6 protein-coding genes are annotated in these 4938 nt (G+C 36.5%); 2 read left to right on the top strand and 4 right to left on the bottom strand.

What is annotated here, in order from left to right:
• Positions 1–611: 611 nt before the first annotated feature.
• The 4 genes from ENL20_07155 to ENL20_07170 form a co-directional block, all read right to left on the bottom strand.
• Positions 612–1844 (bottom strand): hypothetical protein, encoded by a 1233-nt coding sequence (locus ENL20_07155; GenBank protein HHE38335.1) that lies wholly within the window; start codon positions 1842–1844, stop codon positions 612–614.
• The gene (gene lptC, locus ENL20_07160) at positions 1822–2526 is read right to left on the bottom strand and encodes an LPS export ABC transporter periplasmic protein LptC (protein HHE38336.1); all 705 of its coding nucleotides are present in this window, start codon (positions 2524–2526) and stop codon (positions 1822–1824) included. The genes ENL20_07155 and lptC overlap by 23 nt, the downstream gene beginning before the upstream one ends.
• Positions 2480–3007: a 3-deoxy-D-manno-octulosonate 8-phosphate phosphatase gene (locus ENL20_07165; protein HHE38337.1), complete on the bottom strand. Its 528-nt coding sequence runs from the start codon at positions 3005–3007 to the stop codon at positions 2480–2482. The genes lptC and ENL20_07165 overlap by 47 nt, the downstream gene beginning before the upstream one ends.
• Before the next feature lie 66 nt (positions 3008–3073).
• A complete protein-coding gene (locus tag ENL20_07170; GenBank protein HHE38338.1) occupies positions 3074–3865 on the bottom strand; it encodes a 3-deoxy-8-phosphooctulonate synthase in 792 nt (263 codons plus the stop codon).
• Between the two features lie 155 nt (positions 3866–4020).
• On the opposite strand from ENL20_07170, the gene ENL20_07175 reads away from it, so the two are divergent.
• Positions 4021–4674: a DUF4159 domain-containing protein gene (locus ENL20_07175; GenBank protein HHE38339.1), complete on the top strand. Its 654-nt coding sequence runs from the start codon at positions 4021–4023 to the stop codon at positions 4672–4674.
• Between the two features lie 42 nt (positions 4675–4716).
• A partial coding sequence (locus ENL20_07180) for a hypothetical protein (protein ID HHE38340.1) occupies positions 4717–4938 on the top strand: 222 nt, incomplete at its 3' end.

A 4938-nucleotide genomic window follows, 5' to 3' on the forward strand; every position in this document is an offset into this window, starting at 1 on the left:
ATTTAGAAGAATCATTAATCCCTCTCAATCTCCCCTTATGAAGGGGAGTTCAAAGGATTCCGCAGAGATTCTTTAGGAAATTCCAAACAATCCCCCCTAACAATCTGTCCATTATACATAAGTCTGGGAATGCCTACTACTAAAAGGTTTGAGTGTTCCCCTACCTGAAGGTAGGGGCTATTGATTCGGATTTTCCTGGAAATTGGGATAAATCAATAACCCACACCTTCAGGTGTGGGAATCAAACACAAACAGAAAAGGAAATACGCCGTTCATGATGTTACTAAAAAAAAGATGTGTATAATGGACAGCTTAACAAGGGTTTTTTTTATTACTGCGAAACTTGAGTTATATTATTAAATCGAAATTTGAAATCTTGATTTCATTCACACTTCCATCAGTATGAAATTTTATCTGTGCAATTCGTGGATAAACAAATTTAAGCCCACTCTAAAAAGGTCAAATTCAATAAAATTAGAAACCGTTAAAACGGTTAATAATTTTTCCTTTTTCATTAACCACCAACTTAAGTTGGTGGTTAATAAGAAGATAGAGGACAATAACTGATTCTTCAGTTTCCAAATTACTTCCTTTTTAGAATGAATTAAAATTTATTTCACCAAAAATTTATATTTCCCCGAAACTCTACCTTGCATCCCGATTTGATCGATTTCCTCATCTGAATTAATTGAAATCGTTAGTTTATCACCTTGGGCTTCATTTATAGCAAAATCTTTATCTTCCTTTTCATCCTGCTTGAAATAGGAATCCACATTAGTTGTTGCTTCACATATTTCTAAATGTCCATCGACAAAATTGAATTCCATATTTTCGGAAGTTATCCAATTTACCATTTCTTCGTTTTCTTCAGACTTGAAATCAACTCGGCAGGAATCTTTCAGAATTGCATATTTGATGGTTCTCTCATCAAGAAAGAGTTGAAATTCATTTGCCGAAGCAATTGCCATCTCGGAAATAAATTTCGGATTTCCCAGGTAAAATGCTTTATTTTCTTCCTTGAAATATAAGAGGAAATCACTCGTGATCGTAAAATCCTTTGATTCTGAGACAACATTAAAGGTGGTAACGATCTTCTGAAATTCCTTGTAATATTCGATCTTTTCCGCAGAGATCGTTAAAGAATCTTCTCCGATTGCGGTTAAGATCGGACTTTTGATCAAATAACCGTAACCATCATTCATATTATAAGTTAGATAACCGCAGGTTCCTCTCAAATCTTCTCTTTCATCAAAAGCGATCACATTATCTATTGCGATCAAGTTCTTATCATTGCGGTAATATTCTGCTCGGTCTGTCTCGAAAGTTCTGATCGTTGAGTCCTGATGGGTTTCCTGGATAAAAACATTGCCCTCAAGAAATAGCTGCTCGGTCAAACGATAATAATCCACTTTATCGGAAAACAAACTCAATGTATCATCAAAAACCTTCACATTACCGATCATTCTCGTGACTTTTTTCTTCTCAAAGATTTCAGCAAAATCAGTATAAAATTCTGTTTCTCCATAAAAAAAATGAACATTGCCTTTCAGGTTTGTGATATATTCTTCATTTATCTTTCTGGCAATCAAAGTATCAGCATTGATCAATTTATAAGGACGAAGTTCTGTTTCTTCAGAGAACAGAAAAATAAAGAAACACAGAAATAACATTGTCATTCCGAGTTTTTCTCTTTCTTGAAAGAGACGGATTCTTCCTGATTTCACTCTCGAGGAATCTCCAAGTAAAAAGAACTTGAAATTCAAAAAAAAGATGTAGATTCTTTGATAGAGTCCCTTTGTAAGATACCTCTGAATGACAATATTACCAGTCAATCTCACTCTCATCAATCTTGCCTTCAGCAGAAACTTTTATGATCTCGATCCTTTCCAGATTTCCGTCGGTTTTCATTTCCTGACCTTGCAAAACATTATCTTCTCTGATCAAAGTAACACCATTTTTGGCATAAAATTCGTCCGTATTTTTATTCCAGATTAGGAAGGGAGTCTTCATTATCCCATTTTCACTTTTTACGATAACATTATCGATTGCGGTCAGAATATTTTTCGCTTCATCCATTTCTGCTTTATCACTTGATAATGTCGATTTAATTGAACCATCAGGATTAAAGGTCGTGATAAATATTGAATCAGCAAGAGTTAGTTTCTTTTTATAAAACCTATCGATATGAGTTGCTTCTAATTCGTAATCAATAATATCTTTTGTCATGGAAATGATCTTCACGGAATCAGCTTCTTCATCCGGTAATTTGGAATCTTTTTTCCCGGAAAAACTTTCTTCGGAAAAAGTGCAGGAAACCAGGAAAGAGATGAATACGATAATTGTTAGAAAGTAGAAAATTTTAGGTTTACCAAACTCCCCTATCCACTCTTTAACAAAGAAGAGAAACTTGGGTGAACTCGATAGATTCGAATTCCTGTTCTCCCCTCTCTTTGACAAAGAGAGGGATTGGAAGTGAGTTCTAACTATTTTCCAAAAACGAGATAAAATCCAACAAAACTTTTTCATAAATTCCCTGTTTCTTCAAGATAAATTCAATGAATTCCCGAACTGCTCCTTCCCCGCCTTTTCGAGTTGAAATAAAATCAACTTTCTCCTTAAAATCTTCCATTACATCATTAGGAGCAGCAGACAAACTCACTTTTTTGATGACCGGAAAATCATTCCAGTCATCTCCCATATAAGCGACATTATCCCAACTCATATCCAATTCTTTAAATAATTTTTCCGCAACTTTGAGTTTATTCCTGATCTTTTGGAAAACATGTTTGATTCCCAGGTCTTCACATCTTTTAGTTAAGGTTTCGGAATATTTCCCGCTGATAACTGCAACTTCGATTCCCGCAAACATTAACATCTTGATTCCCAGACCATCTTTCGCAGAAAAATTCCTGATCTCGATGCGATTGTCATTATAAATTATTTTCCCGTCTGTGAGGACTCCGTCGCAATCTAATATTAAGAGTTTAATTTTTTTGAAATCTTTCATTCAATCCTCTATCGTAAAACAACTCGCTGAGTTGTTATATATTCTTGAACAAGATAGCATCTTGTTTTACATTATCCTCAAACATTCTTCCAAAATATCAGGCAAAGAATTAAGTGGAAGCATAGTCGCTGCATCACTTAACGCATCTTCCGGATGGGGATGAGTTTCGATAAACAAGCCGGCGACTTTTCCGCTTGCCAGAGTTGCTTTTGCCATCATCGGAGCATATTCGGGAGTTCCGCCGGTAATCTTTCCGAGCGAAGGCTGCTGCAGACTATGCGTAACATCATAAACAACCGGATAACCGAGTTTCTTCATGATCGCAAAACTACGAAAATCAACAACAAGATTATGATATCCGAAACTCGTTCCTCTTTCGGTCAGGAGAATTTGTTGATTACCTGTAGAAGTAACTTTTTCTGTCGCAGATTCCATATCTTCCGCAGCCATAAATTGTCCTTTTTTCAGATTGATGATCTTTCCGGTCTTTGCTGCTTCGATTATTAAATCCGTCTGCCGAGAAAGGAACGCCGGAATCTGGATTATATCAGCTACTTCGGAAACCTGTTTCACTTCAATCGTTTCGTGAACATCTGTTAAAATGGTAAGTTCAAACTCATCTTTGACTTTCTGCAGGATCCTCAAACCTTCCTTGATTCCCAAACCGGAAAATGAATGAATAGAAGTCCTGTTCGCTTTTTTATATGAAGATTTGAAGATGAAAGTTATGTTTCTTTTAGAAGTTTCCCTTTTCAGGAATTCCGCAACTTCCAAAATAACCTTTTCATTCTCGATCACACAAGGTCCGGCTATTAAAAAGAACCTTTCCTCACTTATAATTTTCTCATACAGATCCATATTCCTGACTCCTTATTCCTCATTCCTTTTTTTTTACTTGCCATATTTCCGTAAACAAATTTTTTCAGTCGGACAATTTCGACTCGTGGTGAATGACAAGTCGAAATAAAAATGTTCCGAGTCGTTGCTTCACTTATGACTCGAATAAATAGAAAATGAAAAGAAAAAAAATCGTTATTATATTATTAATTATAGCTTGGGTAGTTCTTTCCGCATCGGAAAAACCGCAGCTTGCCCGTCTTCATTACGATGGCGGAGGTGACTGGTATAATGATCCTGATGCTCTTCCTAATCTGGTGAAGTTTCTGAATAAGAACATCAATACAGATTTTTCTATCGAGCAGGCAGAAGTCAAGCCGTCAGATTCCAAACTGTTTGAATTTCCTTTTATTTATATGACCGGTCATGGAAATATTGCTTTCTCAGAGAAAGATGCGGAAAATCTGCGGGAATATCTATTGCGGGGAGGATTCCTTTATGCTGATGATGATTACGGGATGAATGAATCATTCAGACGGGAAATTAAAAAAGTGTTCCCGGACAAAGAACTGGTGGAACTTCCTGCCAATCATGCGATCTATCACTGTTACTACGATTTTCCACAGGGATTGCCCAAGATACACAAACATGATGATCAGCGTCCGCAGGCTTTTGCGATCTTTGATGAGAACGGTATGATGCTGCTTCTTTATACTTACGAGACCAATATCAGCGATGGCTGGAGCAATGCTCACGATGATCCGGCGGAAATCAAGAAGCAGGCGTTTCAGATGGGTGCTAACTTGTTTTATTATTTGATGACAATGTAGATCAGAACTTGTTCTGATCCAAAACAAATTTTGATAAATATTATGAGTAAAAGGATTTCGGAACAATCCGTCAGTAGCCGGACTAAAGGTTCCGAACTACATGGAAATATGAGAGTTTACATCGCTTCCGACTTCCATTTGAAATTTTCCGAAAACGAAGAAGATTCTGCTCGCAGAAAAAGAGTCTTATCATTTCTGGAAAGTCTGGTGGGAAAAGCTGATCTGCTCATTTTGAACGGTGATATTTTCGATATCTGGTTTGTA

It is taken from the genome of Candidatus Cloacimonadota bacterium (genome assembly GCA_011372345.1).
In the GTDB taxonomy this organism is placed as follows: domain Bacteria; phylum Cloacimonadota; class Cloacimonadia; order Cloacimonadales; family TCS61; genus DRTC01.

Excerpts from the sequence above, each read along its gene's own strand:
- ENL20_07165 (HHE38337.1), bottom strand. The coding sequence starts at position 3,007 with ATGAAAGATTTCAAAAAAATTAAACTCTTAATATTAGATTGCGACGGA.
- ENL20_07155 (HHE38335.1), bottom strand. The coding sequence starts at position 1,844 with ATGAGAGTGAGATTGACTGGTAATATTGTCATTCAGAGGTATCTTACA.
- ENL20_07175 (HHE38339.1), top strand. The coding sequence starts at position 4,021 with ATGAAAAGAAAAAAAATCGTTATTATATTATTAATTATAGCTTGGGTA.
- ENL20_07170 (HHE38338.1), bottom strand. The coding sequence starts at position 3,865 with ATGGATCTGTATGAGAAAATTATAAGTGAGGAAAGGTTCTTTTTAATA.
- lptC (HHE38336.1), bottom strand. The coding sequence starts at position 2,526 with ATGAAAAAGTTTTGTTGGATTTTATCTCGTTTTTGGAAAATAGTTAGA.